Source organism: Burkholderia sp. S-53, from assembly GCF_025560745.1.
GTDB classification, from domain to species: domain Bacteria; phylum Pseudomonadota; class Gammaproteobacteria; order Burkholderiales; family Burkholderiaceae; genus Burkholderia; species Burkholderia pyrrocinia.
Genome location: NZ_CP090483.1, coordinates 2,395,931 through 2,418,139 on the forward strand (window position 1 = coordinate 2,395,931; position 22,209 = coordinate 2,418,139).

The 22,209-nt window shown below is 66.7% G+C and carries 22 protein-coding genes; 11 read left to right on the plus strand and 11 right to left on the minus strand.

The window, feature by feature from the left end; genetic code table 11:
* Positions 1–10: 10 nt before the first annotated feature.
* Positions 11–1,408, minus strand: a complete 1,398-nt coding sequence (gene cysS / locus LXM88_RS16070; protein WP_262533820.1) for a cysteine--tRNA ligase — start codon at positions 1,406–1,408, stop codon at positions 11–13.
* A gap of 234 nt (positions 1,409–1,642) precedes the next feature.
* On the opposite strand from cysS, the gene LXM88_RS16075 reads away from it, so the two are divergent.
* From LXM88_RS16075 to LXM88_RS16090, 4 genes are all read left to right on the plus strand, one after another.
* On the plus strand, positions 1,643–2,368 hold the full coding sequence (locus LXM88_RS16075; protein ID WP_262533823.1) for a tetratricopeptide repeat protein: 726 nt from the start codon (positions 1,643–1,645) through the stop codon (positions 2,366–2,368).
* Between the two features lie 39 nt (positions 2,369–2,407).
* Entirely contained in the window at positions 2,408–2,983 is a 576-nt protein-coding gene (locus tag LXM88_RS16080) for a peptidylprolyl isomerase (RefSeq protein ID WP_096471249.1), read from the plus strand.
* A gap of 88 nt (positions 2,984–3,071) precedes the next feature.
* Positions 3,072–3,563 carry a peptidylprolyl isomerase gene (locus LXM88_RS16085; RefSeq protein WP_006478428.1) on the plus strand — a complete coding sequence of 164 codons (492 nt, stop codon included), beginning with the start codon at positions 3,072–3,074 and terminating at the stop codon, positions 3,561–3,563.
* A gap of 27 nt (positions 3,564–3,590) precedes the next feature.
* Positions 3,591–4,391, plus strand: a complete 801-nt coding sequence (locus tag LXM88_RS16090; protein ID WP_262533857.1) for a UDP-2,3-diacylglucosamine diphosphatase — start codon at positions 3,591–3,593, stop codon at positions 4,389–4,391.
* A gap of 52 nt (positions 4,392–4,443) precedes the next feature.
* Here LXM88_RS16090 and cysE read toward each other — a convergent pair whose 3' ends face one another.
* Complete coding sequence (gene cysE / locus LXM88_RS16095) at positions 4,444–5,217, minus strand: serine O-acetyltransferase (protein WP_047901015.1); 774 nt, start codon at positions 5,215–5,217, stop codon at positions 4,444–4,446.
* A gap of 291 nt (positions 5,218–5,508) precedes the next feature.
* On the minus strand, positions 5,509–6,333 hold the full coding sequence (locus LXM88_RS16100) for an RNA methyltransferase (RefSeq protein ID WP_262533859.1): 825 nt from the start codon (positions 6,331–6,333) through the stop codon (positions 5,509–5,511).
* Positions 6,334–6,613: 280 nt separating this feature from the next.
* On the opposite strand from LXM88_RS16100, the gene LXM88_RS16105 reads away from it, so the two are divergent.
* From LXM88_RS16105 to LXM88_RS16120, 4 genes are all read left to right on the plus strand, one after another.
* Positions 6,614–7,417: an inositol monophosphatase family protein gene (locus LXM88_RS16105; RefSeq protein ID WP_047898462.1), complete on the plus strand. Its 804-nt coding sequence runs from the start codon at positions 6,614–6,616 to the stop codon at positions 7,415–7,417.
* Positions 7,418–7,906: 489 nt separating this feature from the next.
* Complete coding sequence (locus LXM88_RS16110) at positions 7,907–9,529, plus strand: NAD(P)/FAD-dependent oxidoreductase (RefSeq protein ID WP_262533862.1); 1,623 nt, start codon at positions 7,907–7,909, stop codon at positions 9,527–9,529.
* 208 nt (positions 9,530–9,737) lie between these two features.
* The gene (gene mutS, locus LXM88_RS16115) at positions 9,738–12,395 is read left to right on the plus strand and encodes a DNA mismatch repair protein MutS (protein ID WP_262533865.1); all 2,658 of its coding nucleotides are present in this window, start codon (positions 9,738–9,740) and stop codon (positions 12,393–12,395) included.
* Positions 12,376–13,647, plus strand: a complete 1,272-nt coding sequence (locus LXM88_RS16120; RefSeq protein ID WP_262533867.1) for a hypothetical protein — start codon at positions 12,376–12,378, stop codon at positions 13,645–13,647. Before mutS ends, LXM88_RS16120 begins: the two co-directional genes overlap by 20 nt.
* Here LXM88_RS16120 and LXM88_RS16125 read toward each other — a convergent pair.
* Positions 13,627–14,169, minus strand: coding sequence for an FKBP-type peptidyl-prolyl cis-trans isomerase (locus LXM88_RS16125; protein ID WP_047898466.1), 543 nt, complete (start codon positions 14,167–14,169; stop codon positions 13,627–13,629). The two genes, LXM88_RS16120 and LXM88_RS16125, sit on opposite strands and share 21 nt — an antisense overlap.
* Before the next feature lie 32 nt (positions 14,170–14,201).
* Here LXM88_RS16125 and LXM88_RS16130 point away from each other — a divergent pair, with 32 nt between their 5' ends.
* From LXM88_RS16130 to LXM88_RS16135, 3 genes are read left to right on the plus strand one after another with little or no spacing between them, the layout of a single operon-like run.
* Entirely contained in the window at positions 14,202–15,422 is a 1,221-nt protein-coding gene (locus LXM88_RS16130) for a cupin domain-containing protein (RefSeq protein WP_262533870.1), read from the plus strand.
* Between the two features lie 56 nt (positions 15,423–15,478).
* On the plus strand, positions 15,479–15,724 hold the full coding sequence (locus LXM88_RS37110) for a hypothetical protein (protein ID WP_075122947.1): 246 nt from the start codon (positions 15,479–15,481) through the stop codon (positions 15,722–15,724).
* On the plus strand, positions 15,654–15,917 hold the full coding sequence (locus LXM88_RS16135) for a hypothetical protein (protein ID WP_034195863.1): 264 nt from the start codon (positions 15,654–15,656) through the stop codon (positions 15,915–15,917). The genes LXM88_RS37110 and LXM88_RS16135 overlap by 71 nt, the downstream gene beginning before the upstream one ends.
* A gap of 113 nt (positions 15,918–16,030) precedes the next feature.
* Here LXM88_RS16135 and LXM88_RS16140 read toward each other — a convergent pair whose 3' ends face one another.
* From LXM88_RS16140 to LXM88_RS16170, 7 genes are all read right to left on the minus strand, one after another.
* Positions 16,031–16,807 carry an MBL fold metallo-hydrolase gene (locus LXM88_RS16140; RefSeq protein WP_262533872.1) on the minus strand — a complete coding sequence of 259 codons (777 nt, stop codon included), beginning with the start codon at positions 16,805–16,807 and terminating at the stop codon, positions 16,031–16,033.
* 4 nt (positions 16,808–16,811) lie between these two features.
* On the minus strand, positions 16,812–17,957 hold the full coding sequence (bamC, locus tag LXM88_RS16145) for an outer membrane protein assembly factor BamC (RefSeq protein ID WP_262533875.1): 1,146 nt from the start codon (positions 17,955–17,957) through the stop codon (positions 16,812–16,814).
* A 111-nt stretch (positions 17,958–18,068) separates the two neighbouring features.
* Positions 18,069–18,974, minus strand: coding sequence for a 4-hydroxy-tetrahydrodipicolinate synthase (gene dapA / locus LXM88_RS16150; protein WP_174380465.1), 906 nt, complete (start codon positions 18,972–18,974; stop codon positions 18,069–18,071).
* A 46-nt stretch (positions 18,975–19,020) separates the two neighbouring features.
* Positions 19,021–19,623, minus strand: coding sequence for a class I SAM-dependent methyltransferase (locus LXM88_RS16155; protein WP_262533879.1), 603 nt, complete (start codon positions 19,621–19,623; stop codon positions 19,021–19,023).
* Positions 19,624–19,632: 9 nt separating this feature from the next.
* A complete protein-coding gene (locus tag LXM88_RS16160) occupies positions 19,633–20,835 on the minus strand; it encodes a tryptophan--tRNA ligase (RefSeq protein ID WP_262533882.1) in 1,203 nt (400 codons plus the stop codon).
* 8 nt (positions 20,836–20,843) lie between these two features.
* Entirely contained in the window at positions 20,844–21,506 is a 663-nt protein-coding gene (locus LXM88_RS16165; RefSeq protein ID WP_262533885.1) for a site-2 protease family protein, read from the minus strand.
* Between the two features lie 48 nt (positions 21,507–21,554).
* Entirely contained in the window at positions 21,555–22,187 is a 633-nt protein-coding gene (locus LXM88_RS16170) for an L-threonylcarbamoyladenylate synthase (RefSeq protein ID WP_129512480.1), read from the minus strand.
* Positions 22,188–22,209: the final 22 nt, after the last annotated feature.

The window sequence follows — 22,209 nt, forward strand, 5'->3', positions numbered from 1 at the left end:
CGCACCGCGCTCATACGCGACGCCATTCGGTCGATCCGCCCGGTTTGTCTTCAAGTGCGATGCCGGCCTCGAGCAGTTCCGCCCGGATCCGGTCCGCTTCGGCATAGTCTTTCGCTTGCTTCGCCGCGACGCGCGCGGCGATCTTCGCTTCGATCTCGTCGGCAGCGAACCCGCCCGCCTGCGCGGCGCCGGACGCCTGCTGCAGGAACGCGCGCGGTTCGCGGCCCAGCAGGCCGAGCAGGCCTGCCAGCTGTTTCAGTTGCCGCGCGAGCGATGCGTCGCGCGTGCGATTCACCTCGCCCGCCAGCTCGAACAGCGTGGCCACCGCGACGGGCGTGTTGAAGTCGTCGTTCATCGCGGCCGCGAAACGCTGCGCGTGCGACTCGTTCCAGTCGAGCGCGAGCGTGTCGGCCTCGACATCCTTCAGCGCGGTGTAGAGGCGCGTGAGCGACGCGCGCGCATCGTCGAGATGCACGTCGCTGTAATTGAGCGGCGACCGGTAGTGCGTGCGCACGATGAAGAAGCGCATGACTTCGGCGTCGTATCGTTCGAGCACTTCGCGGATCGTGAAGAAGTTGCCGAGCGATTTCGACATCTTCTCGTTGTCGACCTGCACGAAGCCGTTGTGCAGCCAGTAATTGACGAACGTCTGGCCGGTCGCGCCTTCGCTCTGTGCGATCTCGTTCTCGTGGTGCGGGAACTGCAGATCCTGTCCGCCGCCATGGATGTCGAAATGATCGCCGAGCAGCGTGCAGCCCATCGCCGAGCACTCGATGTGCCAGCCCGGGCGGCCCATCCCGTACTTCGACGCCCACGACGCGCCTTCCGGATCTTCCGGCTTTGCGCGCTTCCACAGCACGAAATCGAGCGGATCTTCCTTCGCGTCGTTCGCGGCGACACGCTCGCCCGCGCGCAGATCGTCGAGCGACTTGCCCGACAGCTTCCCGTAGTTCGCGAACTTGCGCACCGAGTAATTGACGTCGCCGTCGGTCGCCTGGTACGCATAGCCGTTCGTCTCGAGCGTCTCGATCATGCCGAGCATCTGCGGAATGAATTGCGTCGCGCGCGGCTCGATGTCGGGCCGCTGGATGCCGAGCGCACCTTCATCCTCATGCATCGCGCCGATGAAGCGGTCGGTCAGCGACTTGATCGTCTCGCCGTTCTCGACCGCGCGGCGGATGATCTTGTCGTCGATGTCGGTGATGTTGCGCACGTACGTGACCCGGTAGCCGATCGCACGCAGCCAGCGCTGGACGAGGTCGAACACGACCAGCATGCGCGCGTGGCCCACGTGACAATAGTCGTAGACGGTGATCCCGCATACGTACATCCGCACTTCGCCGGACTGGCGCGGCACGAAAACTTGCTTGTCACGCGCGAGCGTGTTGTAGATGCGCAGTGATTCCATAGAGATGAACCGTGAGCCGAAGGAAACCGCCCTGGCGAGGCTCGCCCAGCATGCGAAACGGATGGACCATCTGCTGCGGCGCCAGGCCGAGCGTCCTCGCTATCACATGGGGCGGTCAGGCTGCAAGCACAGCGGTGACGGCCACGAGAGGCTAAGAAAGACTGCCTGCGGCTCGCCGGAACGCGCAGACGTTTTGTTAGAATGGCTCGGAGTATAACATTCCGATTTACGCCTATGAAACCTCATCGCGGCCGCGCGCCGAGCGCTGCGACCCTCGTAGCGACCACCGTCATGGGCGTCGCGCTGACGCTGTTCGCGGCCCCCGCAGCGCATGCGCAGAAGGCCCCGGCCACCGCCGACGGCACCCCCGAAATCGACGCGTCGATCGCCGGCAAGCAGTGGAAGCAGGCGCTCGCGCAACTCGACGCGCGCATCGCGTCGAACCCGCACGACGTGCAGGCGCAGTTCAAGCGCGGCACCGTGCTGGCCCGCCTGAACCGCGACGACGACGCGATCCAGCAGTTCGTCGCGATCACGCAGGCGTACCCCGAACTGCCCGAGCCGTACAACAACCTCGCGGCGCTCTACGCGAAGCACGGCCGCTACGACGAAGCGCGCACCGCGCTCGTCACGGCGACGCAATCGAACCCGAGCTACTCGCTCGCGTACGAGAACCTCGGCGACCTGTACCTGCGCCTCGCGGCCGAATCGTACAAGCGTGCGCAATCGCTCGGCCGCACGAGCGGCGCGACCGCGCAACGTCTCGCCGACCTGCAGAAGATCGTGTCGCCGCCGAAGGCCGCGCCGAATGCCCGAGCGGTCACGCCGGCCACGCGCGACTACTCCGAACGCGCAGCCGCGAACGTGAGCACCACCACGCTGCCGATGTCGCCGACGTTCCAGTTCAGCGGTCCGTCGGGCGCACTGGCGGCGCCGTACGTCGCGCCGCCGTCGCAATAAGCGGCGCGGCCCCCTTTCCTTCCCAACCTGAGGATCGCAATGAAACGTCTGTTGCTGGCGCTTGGCGGCGCCGCCCTTCTCGCGACCGCGCCCGCGTTCGCGCAAACGGCCACCGCGCACCCCGTGGTGCAGCTGAAGACCTCGCAGGGCGACATCCGCGTCGAGCTCTACCCGGAGAAGGCGCCGAAATCGGTCGCCAACTTCCTCGATTACGTGAAGGCCGGCCAGTACAACGGCACGATCTTCCATCGCGTGATCAAGGGCTTCATGATCCAGGGCGGCGGCTACAAGACCAACTTCGAGGAAAAGCCGACCCGCGCGCCGATCCCGCTCGAGAGCCGCAATGGTCTGAAGAACCTGACGGGCACGATCGCGATGGCGCGCACGAGCGACCCGAACTCGGCCACCGCGCAGTTCTTCATCAACACGGTCGACAACAACGGCCTCGACTACCCGAACCCGGACGGCAACGGCTATGCAGTGTTCGGCAAGGTCGTGTCGGGTCTCGACGTCGTGAAGAAGATCGAAGGCGTGGCGACGACCTCGCGCGGCCCGATGCAGGACGTGCCCGCGCAACCGATCGTGATCGAATCGGCCAGCATCGTCTCGAAGTAAGAACCTGCCGGCACGTCCGGCGACTCACGCGGCCGCGTCGCACGACCGGCCGCGTGCCATTTAAACCGCCTCACCGAAGGAATTCATCATGGTTGAACTGCATACGAACCACGGCGTGATCAAGCTCGAGCTCGACGCCGCGAAGGCACCGAAGACGGTCGAGAACTTCCTGAACTACGTGAAGAAGGGCCACTACGACGGCACCGTGTTCCATCGCGTGATCAACGGCTTCATGATCCAGGGCGGCGGCTTCGAGCCGGGCCTGAAGCAGAAGCCGACCGACGCGCCGATCGACAACGAGGCGAACAACGGCCTGAAGAACGACAACTACACGGTCGCGATGGCACGCACGAACGATCCGCACTCGGCAACGGCCCAGTTCTTCATCAACGTGAACGACAACGACTTCCTGAACCACTCGTCGCCGACGCCGCAGGGCTGGGGCTACGCGGTGTTCGGCAAGGTCGTCGAAGGCCAGGACGTGGTCGACAAGATCAAGGGCGTCAAGACGGGCAACGCCGGCTTCCACCAGGACGTGCCGACCGACGACGTCGTGATCGAGAAGGCCGTCGTAGTCTGACGCGCAGCAAGTAACGGAGGCACTTCGATGTTGCAGGAGAGTCCGCCGCGAAGCGTCTCCGCGGGCGTGCCGGGCGAGCGCGAATACGCGCAAGCCGCACGCCCGTTCCTGTTTCTCTCCGATCTGCACCTGAGCGAAGCGATTCCGAAGACGGTCGCCGCGTTCGAGCATTTCGTGAAATACACCGCCGACAGCGCCGACTCGGTGTTCATCCTCGGCGACCTGTTCGAATACTGGATCGGCGACGACATCCTCGACGACGATCCGTTCGCGGCACGCATGGCCGCGCTGATGCACACGCTCTCGGAACGCGGGATCGCGCTCTACGTGATGCACGGCAACCGCGATTTCCTGCTCGGCCGGCGCTTCATGAAGGCAGCCGGCGCGATGCTGCTGCCCGACCCTTCGCTGATCATGGCGTTCGGCCAGCGCATCGTGCTCGCGCACGGCGACGCGCAATGCACGGCCGATCGCGGCTACCAGGTATTCCGGCGCTTCGCGCGCAACCGCGTCGCGCAATGGCTGTTTCTCGCGTGGCCGCTCCGCTGGCGCCGCGCGCTCGCGCAACGCATGCGCTCGAACAGCGAAGCAGGCCGGATGCGCCCCGCTTCGGCGATCTACGATGTCACGCGCGAAGGCGTGGCCGCGTTGTTCAAGAAGAGCCGCGCGGCCGTGATCATTCACGGCCACACGCACCGCCCGGCGAGCCACGCCGAACCGGGCGGCATACGCTGGGTGCTGCCCGACTGGGATCTCGACCACGGCAAGCCGCGCGGCGGCTACCTGCGCGTCGACGCGGAAGGCATCCACGCGATGCCGCTCGACTGACGCCACCCGCCGCTGCCGTCGTACCGACCGGCAGCCGGCGGTGGACGTCGCCTTACGCCTGGCGCTCGACCGTCTTTCCTTCCAGCACCGCCGACAGCCTGCGCAGGTCGAGGCGCGCCGCATCGGCGCCCTGCAGCGTTTCCAGATGCGTGCCGAGCCGCTCGAGCGCTGCGACGATCTCGTCGACGCGGCGGCTTTCCTTCGCCGCGTGATCGATCAGGCCGTGAATCGCGAGCGACATCGGATCGTCGGCGTTCGGCGTGATCCCGTATGCGCAGAACGCCGCGCGTTCCGGTTGCGGCTTCGGCTGCGCCGGCATCACGATGCGCGCCGGATTGCCGACCGCCGTGCCGCCCGCCGGCACCGGCTTCACGACGACCGCGTTCGAGCCGATCTTCGCGCCCGCGCCGACCGTGAAACCGCCCAGCACCTTCGCGCCCGCGCCGACGATCACGCCGGCCTCGAGCGTCGGGTGGCGCTTCGCGCCGCGCGTGAGCGACGTGCCGCCCAGCGTCACGCCCTGATAGATCGTGCAGTCGTCGCCGACGATCGCCGTCTCGCCGATCACGACACCCATGCCGTGATCGATGAACACGCGCCGGCCGATCGTCGCACCGGGGTGGATTTCGATACCCGTCAGGAACCGTCCGGCCTGCGACGCGAAACGTGCAAGCCAGTAGCGCTTCGCGCGCCAGCAGGCATGCGCGAAACGGTGCAGCACGAGCGCATGCAGCCCCGGATAACAGGTCAGCACTTCCCAGGCACTGCGAGCGGCGGGATCCCGCTCGCGAATCGTTGCAACGTCTTCGCGCAGTCTCGTGAACATGATCTGATCGGGAAAAAGGCCGGCGCGCACCGCCGGCAATGACCGGCCGTTATCGCGCCGGGTAATTTGCTTATGACGTCCGGCGATTGTAGGGCCAGTCGCGCACGGCCGCACGAGGTCGCGCGTTCACCCCGCCGCCCGCGCGGGTATTCGGGCGGGAGGCTTGCTGTCTCGGTGTTTGCGGGATGTTCGGTCGGCCGGAAACGCTCGGGGCCCGGCGTTTCCGAACGCCGACAAAGCGCACTCCCGGAGCGCTGCCCCCGAACGCCCGCTTGCCGGCGCGCCGGCCGCTTACGCGTCGCCGTCGGGCTTGCCCGATTTCAGCAGGATGTGCTTCGCGACGCCGCGCAGGATGTTGACCTCCTCGCGCTCGAGGCCCGTGCGCGCAAACAGGCGCCGCAGCCGCGGCATCAGCTTCTTCGGATTGCGCGGGTCGAGGAAATCGAGCGCGATCAGCGCGTTCTCGAGGTGCACGTACATCCGCTCGATCTCGTCGCTCTGCGCGAGCGTGCCGGCCTCGGCCGACGGTTGCGGCGACGGCTCGCTCGCCTGTTCGAGAAACGCGACGCGCAACTCGTACGCGAGCACCTGTACGGCCTGTGCAAGGTTCAGCGAGCTGTAAGCAGGGTTCGCCGGGATGTGCGCAAGCGCGCTGCACTGCTCGACATGCTCGTTCGCGAGGCCGGTGCGCTCGTTGCCGAACACAAGCGCGATGTCGCCCGCGCCGACCTGCGCGCACGCCTGCGTGGCGGCCGCTCGAGGCGCCAAGCGCGGCGGCCCGTATTCGCGCGTGCGCGCGGTCAGCGCGATCGACCAGTGGACGCCGGACAGCGCGTCGCCGAGCGTCGGCACGACATGCGCGGACGCGAGGACGTCGTCCGCGCCGCTGGCCATCGCGATCGCCTCGGGGTCGCTCTGCACGTGCGGCACGCGGGGCGCGACCAGCACGAGGCGCGAGAAGCCCATCGTCTTCAGCGCGCGGGCAGCCGCCCCGACATTGCCGGGATGGCTCGGCTCGACGAGCACGAAGCGGGTGGACGTGAAGCCGCCGCAAGGCGGCCGGGATGTGGCCGCGCCAGATTCGGACGGCGCGGCGGTGTTCTGCGGGGTTTCCACTACGATACGACTCGGTTCATCAGAATGGCCGTATGGTAGCGCCATCGCCCCGGCAAACCCACTCGTCCGGACGGACGGTGGGGGTTTCCCCCCATTCCGGTCGCCTGAAACCGCCAAAAATCGGGTAAAATCATGCCTTTACGCGTCGCACTCCGTGCGGCGCGGGTCGTACCCCGCTCTTTGTCAATTCGCGTCTCACCTCGCCCGGCACGCTTGCGCCGTTCCGGACGGTTGTTCCACTTCGTGGCGGCCCGTGCCGCCGGCTACAGGATCCAGGCTCATGCATCCCATGCTCAATATTGCTGTCAAGGCTGCGCGCCGCGCCGGACAGATCATCAATCGCGCGTCCCTCGATCTCGACCTGATCGAGATCCGCAAGAAGCAGCAGAACGACTTCGTCACCGAAGTGGACAAGGCCGCCGAAGAGGCGATCATCGAGACGCTGAAGACCGCCTACCCCGACCACGCGATCCTCGCGGAAGAGTCGGGCGAATCGGAGAACGAATCCGAGTTCAAGTGGATCATCGATCCGCTCGACGGCACGACCAACTTCATCCACGGCTTCCCGTACTACTGCGTATCGATCGCGCTCGAGCACAAGGGCGTCGTCACGCAGGCCGTCGTCTACGATCCGAACAAAAACGACCTGTTCACGGCCACGCGTGGTCGCGGCGCGTACCTGAACGATCGCCGCATCCGCGTCGGCCGCCGCGACCGCCTGTCGGACGCACTGGTCGGTACGGGCTTCCCGTTCCGCGAGAAGGACGGTCTCGACGCGTACGCACGCCTCTTCACCGAAATGACGCAGGCCTGCACGGGCCTGCGCCGCCCGGGCGCGGCGGCACTCGATCTCGCGAACGTCGCGGCCGGTCGCCTCGACGCGTTCTTCGAGCAGGGCATCAACGTGTGGGACATGGCGGCGGGCAGCCTGCTGATCACCGAGGCCGGCGGCCTCGTCGGCAACTACACGGGCGATGCCGATTTCCTGCATCGCCACGAGATCGTCGCCGCGAACCCGAAGATCTACGCGCAGATGATCCCGATCCTGAATCGCTACACCCGCGTGCATCCGGCGGCGGAATAAACGCAGGCCGCGCCCACCCGTGCGGCGCGCTGCGACAGCCCGGTCCGCTTCGTGCGGCACGGGCCGTCGGCAACGCGATGCTGCTTGTGCAGCACGTCGCTACCGCCCTGTTCCTCTGGCGGCCGCATTTTTGCGTGGCACCGATATCGATGTGCTATGTTGGCCGGCATGAACGACACCGGCGGCGACGCACGCCTGGCGCGGCTTTCGAACCAGCCGCTCGCCGGCACCGCCATGATGGAGCGACTTTCGCCGTCCGATTGTTCGGGGGTGGACAATCTTCCCCCCGCAACGGTCGCTTCACGCTCCGATCCTGGCGTTGCCCGCTTTGTCGGGCCCGGTCGGTGTGCCGCCCCTTTTACAGCTTGATCCAGCGATGAACGGTTTGCATCCGGGAAACCCGCGTAGCGAACGACGCCGCCACCCGCATGCCGGCCCCCGCCCGTCTCAACACCGCCACGGCTCCGTGGCAACCGCATCCGAGTACCCATGTTACGGCTAAGCGAAGTTAAACTCCCCCTCGACCATCCCGAAAGCGCGCTCGAAGCCGCGATTCGCGCACGTCTCGCGGAACTCGGGGTGGCGGCAGACGGGCTCCTCCGTTACACCGTGTTCCGCCGCGCGCACGATGCACGCAAGCGCTCCGACATCAAGCTGACGTATATCGTCGACGTCGAAGTCAAGGACGAAGCCGCCGCGCTGAAGCAACTCGCCGGCAAGCCGCATTGCGGCGTGACGCCCGACATGGCGTACCACTTCGTCGCAAAGGCCCCGGAGCACGCCGATTTCCTGCGCCCGGTCGTGATCGGCATGGGGCCGTGCGGCCTGTTCGCAGGACTGATCCTCGCGCAGATGGGATTCCGCCCCATCATCCTCGAACGCGGCAAGGCCGTGCGCGAGCGCACCAAGGACACCTTCGGCCTGTGGCGCAAGAGCGTGCTCAACCCCGAATCCAACGTGCAGTTCGGCGAAGGCGGCGCCGGGACGTTCTCCGACGGCAAGCTGTACAGCCAGATCAAGGATCCCAACCACTATGGCCGCAAGGTGCTCGACGAATTCGTCAAGGCGGGCGCACCGGAAGACATCCTGTATCTGAGCCGGCCGCACATCGGCACGTTCCGGCTCGTCAGCATGGTGGAAAAAATGCGCGCATCCATCCATGAACTGGGTGGTGAAGTGCGCTTCGAAACCCGCGTCGACGACATCGAAATCGATCAGGGCAAGGTGCGCTCGCTGACGCTGTCGAACGGCGAAACGCTCCGCTGCGACCACGTGGTGCTGGCCGTGGGCCACAGCGCGCGCGATACCTTCCAGATGCTGCACGATCGCGGCGTATATATCGAAGCCAAGCCGTTTTCGCTGGGTTTCCGCATCGAACATCCGCAGGGGCTGATCGATCGCAGCCGCTTCGGCAAGTTTGCGGGCCACAAGCAGCTCGGCGCGGCCGACTACAAGGTGGTTCACCACTGCAGCAATGGACGGGCCGTCTACAGCTTCTGCATGTGTCCCGGCGGCACGGTCGTCGCAGCGACCTCGGAGCCGGGCCGCGTGGTCACCAACGGCATGAGCCAGTATTCCCGTGCCGAGCGCAACGCGAATGCGGGCATCGTCGTCGGCATCACGCCGGACGACTATCCCGGCGGCCCGCTGGCGGGCATCGCGTTCCAGCGCAAATGGGAAGAGCGCGCGTTCGAACTCGGCGGCGGCGATTACCGCGCGCCGGGCCAGCTGGTCGGCGACTTCATCGCGGGCCGGCCGTCGACGTCACTCGGCTCCGTGGAGCCGTCGTACAAGCCGGGCGTGAATCCGACCGATCTCAGCACCGCGCTGCCGGACTACGTGATCGAAGCGATCCGCGAAGCATTGCCGCAGATCGACAAGAAGATCGCGGGCTTCGCGATGCACGACGCGGTGCTTACCGGCGTGGAGACGCGCACGTCGTCACCGATCCGGATTCGACGCAAGGACGACTACCAGAGCATGAACGTCGAAGGCCTGTATCCGGCCGGCGAAGGCGCCGGATATGCGGGCGGCATCTATTCGGCGGCCATCGACGGCATCGAAGTCGCGCAAGCGGTGGCGCTCAGCATGACGTCGGCTAACGCGTCCTGACGTTCGGACAGGATCGGCGCGCGAAGCGCCGTGAGCCGGGTGACGCCGGCTTTCGCAGGTCCGCCCGAGTGCGCGGCGGACGCATCGGATGGGGCCGGCAGCCGCCGGCCGCGATCTCCGGCACCTGGCCGAACGGCGAACTTCGCGCGTGCATGCAGAAGCCACTGGTAAACTCGGGCAACCAAAGCAACAACCTGATGCCTGACCTATGACCACGCTGTCGCCCGAAGCCTTTGCTGGCCACACCCCGATGATGCAGCAGTACCTGCGCATCAAGGCCGACCATCCCGACACGCTCGTGTTCTACCGGATGGGCGACTTCTACGAGCTGTTTTTCGAAGATGCGGAAAAGGCCTCGCGCCTGCTCGACCTGACCCTCACGCAGCGCGGCGCCACAGCCGGCACGCCGATCAAGATGGCCGGCGTGCCGCATCACGCGGTCGAGCAGTATCTGGCGAAGCTCGTGAAAATGGGCGAATCGGTCGCGATCTGCGAGCAGATCGGCGATCCGGCCACGTCGAAAGGCCCCGTCGAGCGCAAGGTCGTGCGCGTCGTCACGCCCGGCACGCTGACCGATGCCGCGCTGCTGTCCGACAAGAACGACGTCTACCTGCTCGCGATGTGCACCGGCCACAACAAGCGCGGCGTCGCGGTCAACATCGGCCTCGCGTGGCTCAACCTCGCAAGTGGTGCGCTGCGGCTCGCCGAAATCGAACCCGAGCAGCTCGGCGCCGCGCTCGAGCGCATCCGGCCGGCCGAAATCCTGACGGCGGACGGCGCAACCGACGCCGTACCGGCAGGCACGGGCGCAACCAAGCGCGTGCCTGCGTGGCACTTCGACATCGCATCGGGCACGCAACGCCTGTGCGACCAGCTCGATGTCGCGAGTCTCGACGGTTTCGGTGCGCATTCGTTGACGAGCGCCTGCGGCGCCGCGGGCGCGCTGCTGCTCTACGCAGCGGCCACGCAAGGCCAGCAACTGCGGCACGTGCGCAGCCTGAAGGTCGAGAACGAAACCGAATACATCGGGCTCGATCCGGCCACGCGCCGCAACCTCGAACTGACCGAGACGCTGCGCGGCACCGAGTCGCCGACGCTGTACTCGCTGCTCGACACCTGCTGCACGACGATGGGCAGCCGCCTGCTGCGTCACTGGCTGCATCACCCGCCGCGTGCGTCGGTCGCCGCGCAGTCGCGTCAGCAGGCGATCGGCGCGCTGCTCGATGCGCCCGCGAATGCCAGCCTCGATGCGCTGCGCAGCGCACTGCGCCAGATCGCCGACGTCGAGCGGATCACCGGGCGTCTCGCGCTGCTGTCCGCGCGCCCGCGCGACCTGTCGAGCCTGCGCGATACGTTCGCCGCGTTGCCGGCGCTGCGCGAGCGCATCAGCGCGATCGTCGCGAATGCGGACGCGCTCACCCGTGTCGACGCAGCACTCGCGCCGCCCGCCGAATGCCTCGACCTGCTGACGAGCGCGATTGCGCCCGAGCCGGCCGCCATGGTGCGCGACGGCGGCGTGATCGCGCGCGGCTACGACGCCGAGCTCGACGAGTTGCGCGACATCTCGGAGAACTGCGGGCAGTTCCTGATCGATCTCGAAGCGCGCGAACGCACGCGCACCGGCATCGCGAACCTGCGCGTCGAATACAACAAGGTGCACGGCTTCTACATCGAGGTCACGCGCGGCCAGACCGACAAGGTGCCCGACGACTACCGGCGCCGCCAGACGCTGAAGAACGCCGAGCGCTACATCACGCCCGAGCTGAAGACTTTCGAGGACAAGGCGCTGTCCGCTCAGGAACGCGCGCTGGCGCGTGAGCGCGCGCTGTACGACACGGTGCTGCAGGCGCTGCTGCCGTTCATCCCCGAGTGCCAGCGCGTCGCGTCTGCACTCGCCGAACTCGACCTGCTCGCCGCCTTCGCCGAACGCGCGCGCGCGCTCGACTGGGTCGCACCGACCTTCACCGACGAGATCGGCATCGAAATCGAACAGGGCCGCCACCCGGTCGTCGAAGCGCAGGTCGAGCAGTTCATCGCGAACGACTGCCGGTTCGGCACCGAGCGCAAGCTGCTGCTGATCACCGGTCCGAACATGGGCGGTAAGTCGACGTTCATGCGGCAGACCGCGCTGATCGCGCTGATGGCTTACGTCGGCAGCTACGTGCCGGCGAAGTCGGCATGCTTCGGTCCGATCGACCGGATCTTCACGCGCATTGGCGCGGCCGACGATCTCGCGGGCGGCCGCTCGACGTTCATGGTCGAGATGACCGAGGCCGCGGCGATCCTCAACGACGCGACCCCGCAAAGCCTCGTGCTGATGGACGAGATCGGCCGCGGCACGTCGACGTTCGACGGCCTCGCGCTCGCGTGGGCCATCGCGCGCCACCTGCTGGCGCACAACGCCTGCTACACGCTGTTCGCGACGCACTACTTCGAGCTGACGCAACTGCCGGCCGAATTCCCGCAAGCGGCCAACGTCCACCTGTCGGCCGTCGAGCACGGCCATGGCATCGTGTTCCTGCACGCGGTCAACGAAGGCCCGGCGAACCAGAGCTACGGCCTGCAGGTCGCGCAGCTCGCGGGCGTCCCGGCGCCCGTGATCCGCGCCGCACGCAAGCACCTCGCCTATCTCGAACAGCAGTCGGCGGTACAGCACACGCCGCAACTCGACCTGTTCAGCGCGCAGCCGGTGGTCGCCGACGATCTCGAATGCGCGGACGCGCCTGCGCTGCCCGACACGCCGCATCCGGCGCTCGAGAAGCTGCGCGACATCGATCCCGACGATCTCAAGCCGCGCGAAGCGCTCGACCTGTTGTACGAACTGCGCACGCTGGTCCGGTCGCACGATGCCGACGGGCACGCGTAAGCGCATCCCGCGGCGCCTGCCGGCGCGCGCCGCCGTCGCGCTCGGCGCGGCGGTGCTCGCGCTCGCGCAGGCAGGCGCGCTGGCAGCGCCGCCGAAGCGTGCCACCGCGCCCTACTCGTTCGCAGTCGTGTCGGGCGTCATCAACGTACCGGCGGACGAACCGGCGACCCAGCGACTGCTCGATTCGATCGCGCGCGAGCGCAACCTGGCCTTCGTCGTCTATGCGGGCGATCTCAAGGGCTCGAAGGAAGCGTGCCGCGATGCGCTGTATTCGCAGCGCGGCGCGATCCTGGACGCCGCGCGCGTGCCGCTCGTATTCATCCCCGGCCACGATGACTGGGTGACGTGCAACACCGTGGCCGGCGGCGGCTACGATCCGGTCGAACGGCTCGACTTCCTGCGGCAGACGCTGCTCGCCGATTCGGCGCTGCCGGACCCCGGCGCACTGCAGATCACGCGGGAAAGCGAAATCGCCCGGTTCCGGCCGTATCGCGAAAACGCACGCTGGATGCGCGACGACATCGTCTATGTCGCGCTCAACGCGCCAGCGCCGAACAACCACTTCCTGACGGCCGGCGGCCGCAACGGCGAATTCGAGGATCGCGTGATCGCGAACGGGTTCTGGATCGACCACGCGGCCGAATACGCGAAGCGGCGCGACGCGCGTGCAATGGTGGTGATTTTCGAAGGCGATCCGCAATTCGAACGCCATGAACGCTCGGAACGGTTCGCATGGCTGCGTTTCAACCGGCCGCGCGTGCGTGACGGCTTTCGTGAGTTGAAACGAACGCTGGTGAAGGCGGCGGCGACGTTCCGCGGCCCGATACTGGTGATGCACGCGAGCGGCGAACCGCTTGCCAACGGCTTTCTGATCGATCGCCCGCTGCGGGCCGACGATGGCGAACTGGTAGGAAACGTGACGCGTGTCGCGATCGGACCGCGCCATCCGGTGAATCAGTGGGTCAAGGTGAGCGTATCGCCGGCACGGCAGACGATCTTCAACGTGAGCCTGCAGGAGGTGCCGAAGAACCTGCCGGTGCCGCCCGCGCTGCCGCTCGTACCGCACGACGATGTCCCGCTGCCGCAGATGCCGGAAATCCCCGCGTTGCCGGCGCTGCCCGACTCGTCGTCGGTCGCGCCGCCGCTGCAGGGTGACGGCGCCGCACCAGGCGGCGCGTCGTGGCCGGCACCGCCCCCTGCATCGGGGCCGGCGCCCGGCCTGCCTGCGAGCTCAGTGCAGGGTGCGCCCTGACGGCGCTTCGCCGTCTTCGTCTTCGTCCTCGTCGACGATCTCGAGCCCTTCCGCGCCATGCGCGTGCTCGTGCTCGATTTCGTCTTCGGTTGCTTCGCGAACGTCCTTCACCGTGAGTGCGAAACGCAGCGCCATGCCTGCCAGCGGGTGATTGCCGTCGAGCACGACCTTGTCTTCGGCGACGTCGGTGACCGTATAGATCAGCGAATCGACTTCCTCGTCGCCGTCTTCCGGCGTGCCTTCGAACTGCATGCCGACTTCGAGCGGCTCGGGGAAACGATCGCGCGGCTCGATCTTCACGAGTTCGGGATCGTAGTCGCCGAACGCGTCCTGCGGCTCGAGCTGAATCTGCGCCTGGTAACCCGGCTCCTGCCCGTCGAGCTGTTCCTCGATCTTGGGGAACGTGCCATCATAGCCGCCGTGCAGATAGACCATCGGCTCGTCGCTTTCCTCGATCAGATTGCCCTGTGCATCCGACAGCTTGTAAGTGACCGACACGACGGTGTTTTTTGCGATTTTCATCCAATTCTCCCAAATACAAGTCTCATTATACGATGCGCAACCGGTCTCAAGCCGAACCGCGGGATGCCGCTGCCGCCCCGCTCGGCGCGCCGCCTTCCGATCTTCCCACACCGCTGCTCGGCGGTCTCACGCCCGCGCAATTCATGCGCGATTACTGGCAGAAAAAGCCGCTCCTGATCCGCCAGGCGATCCCCGGCGTTGCGTCGCCCGTCACGCGCGATGCGCTGTTCGAGCTCGCATCCGACTATGACGCGGAATCGCGACTGATCACCCATTTTCGTAACAAGTGGCAACTGTCGCACGGCCCGTTCGAGCCCGGCTCGCTGCCGGCCGCCACGCGCAAGTCCTGGACCCTGCTCGTGCAGGGGCTCGACCTGCACGTCGACGCGGCGCGCGCGCTGCTCGACCGCTTCCGCTTCGTCCCCGACGCGCGGCTGGACGACCTGATGATCTCGTATGCGACCGACGGCGGCGGCGTCGGCCCGCACTTCGATTCGTATGACGTATTCCTGCTGCAAGTCGAAGGCCGGCGCCGCTGGCGCGTCGGTGCGCAGAAGGACCTGTCGCTGCAGCCGGACGTGCCGCTGAAGATCCTCGAAAACTTCGAGCCGAGCGACGAATGGGTGCTGGAGCCCGGCGACATGCTGTACCTGCCGCCGCACATCGCGCACGACGGCGTCGCCGAAGGCGAATGCATGACCTGCTCGATCGGCTTCCGGGCCCCGTCCGCGGGCGAACTGGGCGCCCAGTTCCTGTACTACCTCGCGGAGCGCGGCGGCCTGCGCGACGGGGGCGGCGACGATCTCTACCGCGATCCGAAGCAGCCGGCCGTCGATACGCCCGCGCAACTGCCTCCGGCGATGGTCGAGCGCGTCGCCGAGATCGTCGACGCCATCCGCTGGCGCAAGCGCGACGTCGCCGAATTCCTCGGCTGCTACCTGAGCGAGCCCAAGCCGAACGTCGTATTCGACCCGCCGGCGCGTCCGCTGTCGGAAGCCGCGTTCATCGCGCAAGCGTCGCGCCGAGGTGTGTCGCTCGACAGAAGGGCCGCATTGATGTATAACGCGCGCTCGTACTTCATTAATGGCGAGGAAGGACCGCTCGAGCAAGCCGGCGAATGGCTGCCCGAACTGGCCAATCAACGCCAGATGGAGGCGAAACGGTTTGTAACACTATCCCGGGCTCCCTCGATGACAGCTTTATTGCACGAGTGGTATCGTGCGGGCTGGATACGGGTCGGAGACCGGAATTAGTGTGAGTCGCCCCGTATGCCCGTACAGATCAAATTCTGTATGGGAAAGACAACGTATTGACCCCGCATTTGTCGACGGTCGATAGGAAAGTGCATATAATTTCCGCCCAAGCCGTAGGGAAGATTCACGCTCTAGAAGTGCATCTCCACCAGCGGCCCAGGTCGGTGTTGGAGCACATTACCGGTATTGTTTCGCGCTGTTGCTTACCTTTAACCATAAAAGGACGTGATCATGAAGAAATCCCTCCTCGTAGCTTCCCTGTTGGCTGCTGTTGCACTGGCTGCTTGCAACAAGAGCGCTGATCAAGCTGCTTCGTCGGCTGCAAGCGACGCGGCTGCTGCTGCTTCGACGGCTGCTTCGGCAGTTGCTGGTGCAGCGAGCGACGCTGCTGCCGCTGCTTCGTCGGCAACGGCTGCTGCGAGCGACGCTGCTGCTGCAGTGGCGTCGGCTGCTTCGGCAGCGACGGCTGCTCCGGCTTCGGGCGCAAGCCAGTAAGCCTCAGCATCAGCTGAAAAAAAACCGGCCCGAGGGCCGGTTTTTTTACGTCTGCGGTTTCCGGATCGATCGCCCGGCAGTCGCACCGGGCCGCCGCAGCGGCCCTGCCCCGCTCAGCCGAGCATCAGCCAGTCGAACCCCGCGTCCTGCGTGGCCACGACCACCTCATCCCCGCTCGTCCCCAGCACGCCGGCAAACGCCTGGCGGGCCAGTTCCGGCAGGTTGTTCTGCTGGCTCAGATGCGCCGCGACCAGGTGCTGGAGGCGGCTGCGCTCAAGCGACGCGAGAATGTCGGCCGCCGCGTCATTGCTCAGGTGACCGTGGTTGCCGCCGATCCGCGCCTTCAGCGATTGCGGATAGCGGCTCGCGGCCAGCATCGCGGTGTCGTGGTTGGATTCGAGCACCAGCGCGTCACAGCCGCTCAGGACGGCCGTAATGTGCGGCGTGGCCATCCCGACGTCCGTCAGCACGCCGAGCCGGCGGCAGCCGTCCATAAAGACGAACTGGAGCGGTTCCCGCGCATCGTGAGGGACCGTATAGGGCATCACGGCCAGATCGCCTATCGAGGCCGTCTCGTCGCCCCACAGCACGTGGAGATCGACATCGGCCTCGTCCGCGCCTACCGCGCGCGCGGTGCCCCAGCTCATGTAGAGCGGCAGCGACGCGCGCCGGGCAAGCGTCAGCGCACTGCCGACGTGGTCGCTGTGTTCATGGGTGATGAGGATCGCATCGAGATCATCGATGCCGAGATTCAGTCGGCCGAGCCGGCGCTCGACCTCCTTGGCAGAAAAGCCGCAGTCGAGCAGCACGCGGGTGGTCGTCGTGCCGCTCGAGGCCTCGACGACCAGCGCGTTGCCTTCGCTGCCGCTTCCGAGGCTGGCGAATCGCACGCGCTCAGTTCAACTGCGCGTGCAGCAGCGAAATGATCCGCTGCGCGTCCGACGAGTTGTCGACCTGGCCGTTTGCGCCGACCACCGCGACCTGCGTGCCGCCGTTGCCTTGCGCACGCACGTTGACCATGAATTCCTTGCCCGGCTTCGCCGCCGCGGGACCGCCGTAGAACAGCTTGCCGAACAGGCCGTCGCGCTTGAGCTCTTCCATCGAATTCGCATAGCGCACGGTATACACGCCCTTCTCGCGGTCGCGATTGTCGACCGTGAAGTTGGTACGGTCGAGCGCGAGGCCCACGCGCAGCCAGGCACGATCGAACGACTCGGCCAGTTGCAGCGTCGCGCCGCCGCTGCTCGTGTCGCTGACCTGCGCCGGCGCCGTCGCGGGACGCGCATCGGTCAGCAACTGCTTCGCCTGCGCGTCGGTCAGGCCGAACTTCTGCATCAGCTTCGACAGGAACACGGCTTCGAGCACCGGGTTGCGCGGACGCTCTTCCCAGCGCGACGACGTGCCGCCCTGCGGGCCGACCATCATTTCTTCCATCGCGCTATGCGTGATCGAGATGTCGGTGTTGCCGTCCGACGTGCGGTTCACGAGCGTACGGAAACGGTCGCGCGTGCCGGACGAGTACGCGAAATCGATGACCTTGCCGATCGTGCGGCGGAACCAGTCGTCGGGAATGTTCGCGCGGTTCTCGGCCCAGTCGGTGGCCATGATGCCCGTCGACGGCGCATCGGTCTTCAGCGAGAAGCCGTTCTCCTGCCAGAACTCCTTCAGGATCGGCCACAACTGCTCGGGCGTCCGGCCATCGACGACGAGCCAGCGGCGATCGCCGTCGCGCTCGATGTGCATGCCGAGCGGATCCTGCGCGCTCGGGATACCGTCGGTCGCGTTGCCGGCCTGCGTCGTGACCCGCGGCGGCAGCGTTCCGAGCCCCGCGTTGGTCGGCGGCGCGACGAACTGCTGGGTCGTCGGCACCGGCTTCAGATCGCTCGGCACCGCGAGCGGCGGCGCCGAACCGGTGTTCTTGTAGTTGACCCGATCGGGGGCCAGGTAGTCGTTCAGCGTATCGCAGCCGGCGAGCGCGCCCAGCGCCAGCGCCACCACCGACATCTGGATGGCGCGAGAGGAAATGGCGAAACGTTTCATGAAATCCTTCGTCTTGCTTGAACGCTCGTCAGGAGCGGCGCCGGACGGAGCCGGCCGGTGCGGGTTGATCAGGGGTCGAGCCGGCGGCCGCAGGGCGCGGCCGCGTCGGCATCAGGCGAGAACGCCGGCCTCGACGAGGGCCGAACGCACGGCATCGTGGCAGCGCTCGTCGAGCGCGGTGAGCGGCAGCCGGATGCCGCCCTGCATCTTGCCCATCGCCTGCAGCGCCCACTTCACCGGAATCGGGTTCGCCTCGATGAACAGGTTCTTGTGCAGCGACAGCAGCTTCATGTGCAGCTCGCGGGCCGTCTGCACGTCGCCGGCCAGCGCCGCGCGGCACAGCTCGCTCATCGCGCGCGGCGCAACGTTCGCCGTCACCGAGATGTTGCCGTGGCCGCCGAGCAGCATCAGCGCGATCGCCGTCGGATCGTCGCCGCTGTAAATTGCGAAGTGCTTCGGCGCAGCCTTGATCAGGTGCGCGGCACGATCGATGTTGCCCGTCGCTTCCTTCACGCCGATGATGCCCGGCACCTGCGCGAGACGCAGCATCGTCTCGTTCGCCATGTCCGCGACCGTGCGGCCCGGCACGTTGTACAGGATCACCGGCAGGTCGACCGCTTCGGCGATCGCCTTGAAGTGACGGTACATGCCTTCCTGCGTCGGCTTGTTGTAGTACGGCACGACCTGCAGCGTCGCATCCGCGCCGACAGCCTTCGCGTGCTTCGTCAGTTCGATCGCCTCGGCGGTCGAGTTGCCGCCCGCGCCCGCGATGATCGGAATGCGTTTCGCCGCATGCTCGACCGCCGTGCGGATCATCAGGATGTGCTCTTCGACGTTGAGCGTTGCCGACTCGCCGCTCGTACCGACCACGACGAGCGCATCGGTGCCTTCCGCGATGTGCCAGTCGATCAGTTTGCGAAACGCCGGCAGGTCGAGACTGCCGTCTTCGAGCATCGGGGTGACGATCGCGGGGATGCTGCCGCGGATTTGAATGCCGTCTTGGGTGCCGTTAGCCATGAAACGCGATTGATTGTGTACCGGTAAACGTTGAGATTGTAGCGGATTAGCCGGGCAGTTCGTAACGTGGAATTCCCGCCCCCGCCTTCGGGGTCGCGCCCTCGCGCACTGCGCAGAGACGCTGGACGAACGCCTCGCGCGGCGCGGCGACGAAACCGTCCTCGTACGCGACCACCCGCAGGCGGCCGTGCACGGCGTCCAGCAGCTCGCCCGGGGCGAGCAGGAACGCGGGGTTGGACGGTTTGCCGACCGTTTCGTTTCCTTGCGCGAAAGTTTCGTAGATGAGCACGCCGCCCGGGGCCACCGCATCGAGCAGATGGGGCCAGAGCGGGCGATGCAAATAATGGGTGACGATCACGGCCGAAAACCGCTCGCCGGCCGGCAGCGGCCACGGCGCGCCTTCGAGATCGGCGTCGCGGGCATCGACGCCCGCGATCGAGCGCAACACGGCCAGCGCGGCCGGGTCGCGGTCGAGCGCGACCACCGGATGCCCATGCGACGCGAACCAGCGCGCATGGCGTCCGCCGCCCGCGGCGACGTCAAGCACCGCGCCGCCGGCCGGCACGAGCCGCGACCATTGCGCGACCCAGCGCGACGGCTCGGCCTGTGCGACGTGGCCGCCCGCGGCGGCGATGACGGATTCGCTCATGCAGTCGGATCAGTTGTACGACAGGCCCATCGCGTCGCGCACGTCGCGCATCGTTTCCGTCGCGTACTTGCGCGCCTTGTCGCAACCGTCGGCGACGATCGCGCGCAGCAGCGACGGATCGTCCATGTACTTCTGCGCGCGCTCGAGCATCGGCTGCTGTTCGCGCAGGATGCCTTCGATGACCGGCTGCTTGCAGTCGAGGCAGCCGATGCCCGCCGAGCGGCAGCCCTTCTGCACCCACTCGTGCGTCGCTTCGTCCGTATAGACCTGGTGCAGTTGCCACACCGGGCACTTGTCGGGGTCGCCCGGATCGGTGCGGCGCACGCGCGCCGGATCGGTCGGCATCGTGCGGACCTTCTTCGTGATCGTCTCGGCGTCTTCACGCAGGCCGATCGTGTTGCCGTACGACTTGGACATCTTCTGCCCGTCGAGGCCCGGCATCCGGGACGCTTCGGTCAGCATCGCCTGCGGCTCGACGAGGATGATCTTGCGCGCGCCTTCGAGATAGCCGAACAGGCGCTCGCGGTCGCTCATCGAAAGGCTCTGGGATTCCTGCAGCATCGCACGCGCCTGTTCGAGCGCCTCGTCGTCGCCTTCCTGCTGATACGCGTTGCGCAGTTCGTGATAGAGCTTCGCGCGCTTGCCGCCGAGCTTCTTCGCAGCGTCGAGCGCCTTCTCCTCGAAACCGGGCTCGCGACCGTACAGGTAGTTGAAGCGGCGCGCGATCTCGCGCGTCATCTCGACGTGCGGCACCTGATCCTCGCCGACCGGCACGAGCGAACCGCGATACAGCAGGATGTCGGCCGCCATCAGCACCGGGTAGCCGAGGAAGCCGTAGGTCGACAGATCCTTGTCCTTCAGCTTCTCCATCTGCTCCTTGTAGGTCGGCACGCGTTCGAGCCAGCCGAGCGGCGTGCTCATGCCGAGCAGCAGCGCGAGCTCCGCGTGCTCGGGAACCTTGCTCTGGATGAACAGCGTCGCCTGCGCCGGATCGATGCCGGACGCCAGCCAGTCGATCAGCACGTCCCACACGTTCTTCTCGATGACCTCGGGAGTCTCGTAGTGCGTCGTCAGCGCATGCCAGTCGACGACGCAGAAGAAGCACGGGTACTCGGACTGCAGTTTCACCCAGTTTTTCAGCACGCCGTGGTAATGACCGAGGTGCAGCGACCCGGTGGGTCGCATGCCGGAGAAAATACGTTCTGGGAACATGATTGTCGTTAGAGAAGCGAGGCGAATGGAGACAGGATGGCGCTCAGCACGGCGTAGCCGACGTTGACGAGCGGGCGCAGCCAGAAGTTCGTCAGCACGCCCGTCGCGACCAGCGCGAGGACGATGAAGAAACCGTACGGCTCGATGCGCGACAGCGCGATCGATTGCTTCGGCGGCAGCAGCGCCGCCAGGATACGGCCGCCGTCGAGCGGCGGCAGCGGAAACAGGTTCAGCACGCCGAGCACGAGGTTCGCGCTGACGCCGGCAAACGCCATCCGCGTGAAGAACGGCTCGTCGATGCCGACCGCGGGCAGCACGAGGGTCAGCAGGCCCCAGATCAGCGCCTGCACGAAGTTGCAGGCCGGGCCCGCGAGCGCTACCCACAGGCTGCCCCAGCGCGGATCGCGCAGGTTGCCGAACGAAACCGGCACCGGCTTCGCATAGCCGAACAGGAACGCGCCGCCCGTCAGGAAATACATCGCGAGCGGGATCGCGATCGTGCCGATCGGATCGATGTGGCGCATCGGATTGAACGACACGCGCCCCATCACGTAGGCGGTGTTGTCGCCGAGCAGGCGGGCGGCGTAGCCGTGCGCGGCCTCGTGCAACGTGATCGCGAAGATCACGGGCAGCGCGTAGACGGCGATGGTCTGTATCAGGGAAGCATCCATATCGCGTTATTGTAACAAGCGCACTCGCGCAAGAATGGAACGGCGCGCTTACGCGGCCGAGAGTCCGAACGGTTCGAGCGCGCCGCGCCCCGCGCGTACGAGTTCCGGCTCGTCGCCGGTCAGGTCGATCACCGTCGACGGCTCGCGCGGGCACGCGCCGCCGTCGATCACGAGGTCGACCTGCTTCTCGAGCCGCGCACGGATGTCGTCGGGATCGTTGAGCGGTTCGTCGTCCGGCGGCAGGATCAGCGTCGTGCCGAGCAGCGGCTGGCCGAGCGATTCCAGCAGCGCGAGCGTGATCGCGTGATCGGGCACGCGCAGCCCGATCGTCTTGCGCGACGGGTGCGACAACCGGCGCGGCACTTCTTTCGTCGCCTGCAGGATGAATACGTACGGGCCCGGCGTCACCGACTTGATCTGCCGGTACTGGCGGTTGTCGACCATCGCGAAGTTGGCGAGCTCCGACAGGTCGCGCACGAGCAGCGACAGATGCTGCTTCTCGTCGAGGCCGCGAATCCGGCGCACGCGCTCGACCGCATCCTTGTCGTCGAGATGGCACGCGAGCGCATAGCTCGAATCGGTCGGCATCGCGATCACGCCGCCCTTGCTGACGATTTCCACGGCCTGCTTGATCAGGCGCGGCTGCGGATTATCCGGATGAATCCTGAAGAACTGGGACATGGAAGTACGTAAAGAGGGAGAT

Bases quoted from the DNA above. Each gene is read 5' to 3' on its own strand.
- cysS (WP_262533820.1), bottom strand. From the start codon at position 1,408: ATGGAATCACTGCGCATCTACAACACGCTCGCGCGTGACAAGCAAGTT.
- LXM88_RS16075 (WP_262533823.1), top strand. From the start codon at position 1,643: ATGAAACCTCATCGCGGCCGCGCGCCGAGCGCTGCGACCCTCGTAGCG.
- LXM88_RS16080 (WP_096471249.1), top strand. From the start codon at position 2,408: ATGAAACGTCTGTTGCTGGCGCTTGGCGGCGCCGCCCTTCTCGCGACC.
- LXM88_RS16085 (WP_006478428.1), top strand. From the start codon at position 3,072: ATGGTTGAACTGCATACGAACCACGGCGTGATCAAGCTCGAGCTCGAC.
- LXM88_RS16090 (WP_262533857.1), top strand. From the start codon at position 3,591: ATGTTGCAGGAGAGTCCGCCGCGAAGCGTCTCCGCGGGCGTGCCGGGC.
- cysE (WP_047901015.1), bottom strand. From the start codon at position 5,217: ATGTTCACGAGACTGCGCGAAGACGTTGCAACGATTCGCGAGCGGGAT.
- LXM88_RS16105 (WP_047898462.1), top strand. From the start codon at position 6,614: ATGCATCCCATGCTCAATATTGCTGTCAAGGCTGCGCGCCGCGCCGGA.
- LXM88_RS16110 (WP_262533862.1), top strand. From the start codon at position 7,907: ATGTTACGGCTAAGCGAAGTTAAACTCCCCCTCGACCATCCCGAAAGC.
- mutS (WP_262533865.1), top strand. From the start codon at position 9,738: ATGACCACGCTGTCGCCCGAAGCCTTTGCTGGCCACACCCCGATGATG.
- LXM88_RS16120 (WP_262533867.1), top strand. From the start codon at position 12,376: ATGCCGACGGGCACGCGTAAGCGCATCCCGCGGCGCCTGCCGGCGCGC.
- LXM88_RS16125 (WP_047898466.1), bottom strand. From the start codon at position 14,169: ATGAAAATCGCAAAAAACACCGTCGTGTCGGTCACTTACAAGCTGTCG.
- LXM88_RS16130 (WP_262533870.1), top strand. From the start codon at position 14,202: ATGCGCAACCGGTCTCAAGCCGAACCGCGGGATGCCGCTGCCGCCCCG.
- LXM88_RS16135 (WP_034195863.1), top strand. From the start codon at position 15,654: ATGAAGAAATCCCTCCTCGTAGCTTCCCTGTTGGCTGCTGTTGCACTG.
- bamC (WP_262533875.1), bottom strand. From the start codon at position 17,957: ATGAAACGTTTCGCCATTTCCTCTCGCGCCATCCAGATGTCGGTGGTG.
- dapA (WP_174380465.1), bottom strand. From the start codon at position 18,974: ATGGCTAACGGCACCCAAGACGGCATTCAAATCCGCGGCAGCATCCCC.
- LXM88_RS16155 (WP_262533879.1), bottom strand. From the start codon at position 19,623: ATGAGCGAATCCGTCATCGCCGCCGCGGGCGGCCACGTCGCACAGGCC.
- LXM88_RS16160 (WP_262533882.1), bottom strand. From the start codon at position 20,835: ATGTTCCCAGAACGTATTTTCTCCGGCATGCGACCCACCGGGTCGCTG.
- LXM88_RS16165 (WP_262533885.1), bottom strand. From the start codon at position 21,506: ATGGATGCTTCCCTGATACAGACCATCGCCGTCTACGCGCTGCCCGTG.
- LXM88_RS16170 (WP_129512480.1), bottom strand. From the start codon at position 22,187: ATGTCCCAGTTCTTCAGGATTCATCCGGATAATCCGCAGCCGCGCCTG.